Genomic DNA, 1,599 nt, shown 5'->3' on the forward strand with positions numbered 1-1,599 from the left:
GCTGATCTTTACCCACAAAGTTGGAGATAGAAATTGTACTCTGCTGGAGCAGGCTATCTTCGGGCGGGTGTCTATTTCCACCACCCGCACGCTTCCCGCCTTTTCGCATGACCTTCAGGCAAACGCCCAGTGGGCGGCAGAAGAGCTCGGCTCCATCCAGCTGGGTGACGCGCGCAGCAACCGGCGCATGGTCAAGGTCTTCAATCAAATGCTCAACTCTCCCGGCAAATCCATTCCCCAGTGTTCCCGCAGCGTGGCCGAGGCCAAGGCCTTCTACCGCCTGCTCGATGTGGAGGAGCTCACCGACACGCTGCTCTTCAACGTCCACCGGCAGGCGGTGCTGCGTCGTGCTCAGCAGAGCGGCTGCCGCGTCCTGCTGGCCATCCAGGACACCACGGCGTGCAACTTCAACACTCATCATTCGCTTGAGGGGCTCGGCTCGATCTCCAGCAACAAGGTGCGGCCGAACATCGCCGGGCTGCATGTCCACAGCACCCTGTTGAGCGCCGCCGACGAGGACGCCGTCTTTGGGCTGCTGGGGGCCAAGTTCTACGCCCGCAAACTGCCGGGCAAAGGGCGCAGCGTGGGGGCGCGCAATCGCGAACCCATCGAGAGCAAGGAAAGTGTGCGCTGGCTTGAGAGCCTGGAGCTGGCCCATGAGGCCCGGCAATGGCTTGAGTCCTGTGCAGAGGCCTCTGCGTCTTGCTCAACGACTGCCACAAAGCCGGCAGAGGCCCCGCTCGTGGTCAGCGTGGGAGACCGGGAGGCGGATATTTATGAACTGCTCGCCGAGGCGCAGCAACACCGCGAACAAGGGCTCGGGCTGCTGGTGCGCTCGCAGCACAACCGCAGCCTGGAGGGCGGTGAGGCGCAGATGTGGCGGCACCTTGAACAAAGCGAGCCAGCAGGAACCCACACGCTGCAGCTGCCGCGCAGCCAGGGGCAGAAAGCGCGGCAGGCCACGCTGAGTGTGCGCTACACAACCGTGACCATCGCCGTTCCCGTGAACAAGGCCAAGCATATGAAAAAGGACACGCCGGTGGAGGTGTGCATCGTGGAACTCCGCGAGCAGGACGCGCCTGAGGGCAAGGGCATCTGCTGGCGGCTGCTGAGCACGCTGAAGGTGGACACGCTGGAGAGCGCCGTGAAGCTGGCCGGGTGGTATGCGAAACGCTGGCAGATCGAAGAGTTCCACCGCATCCTCAAAACAGGCTGCCGGGTGGAGGCACGACAGATGCGCAGCCTGGAGCGGCTGCGGCCGATGATGGCCTTGGACATGCTGGTGGCCTGCCGGATCATGGGCATGAGCGCCGGGGCGCGGCAGAGTCCGCAAGACCCCGCCACAGACTGGCTTGATGAGGACGAGATCAGCGCGCTGGAGGCGTATGAACGCGAGGGAAAGAAGCCGGTGAAGGATGCACCGCCAATGAGCCTGGGAGCCGCAGTGAAAAGCATCGCACGTCTCGGCGGCCACCTGGGCCGTAAAGGTGACGGCCACCCCGGAGCGCAGGTGCTATGGCAGGGCCTCAACAAGCTCGATACCATCACCGATGTCTGGCGCAGACTGCGCCCCCAACCAACTTGTGGGTAAAGATCAGC

General features: G+C 63.7%; 1 protein-coding gene. It reads left to right on the top strand.

The genetic code is table 11. The features are described 5' to 3' along the window. Window positions 1-1,591: IS4 family transposase (locus tag AC24GY_RS29400; RefSeq protein ID WP_487690432.1), on the top strand; the 1,591-nt coding region annotated here is incomplete at its 5' end. Window positions 1,592-1,599 lie beyond the last annotated feature (8 nt).

It is taken from the genome of Prosthecobacter sp. Pr1, assembly GCF_057652315.1.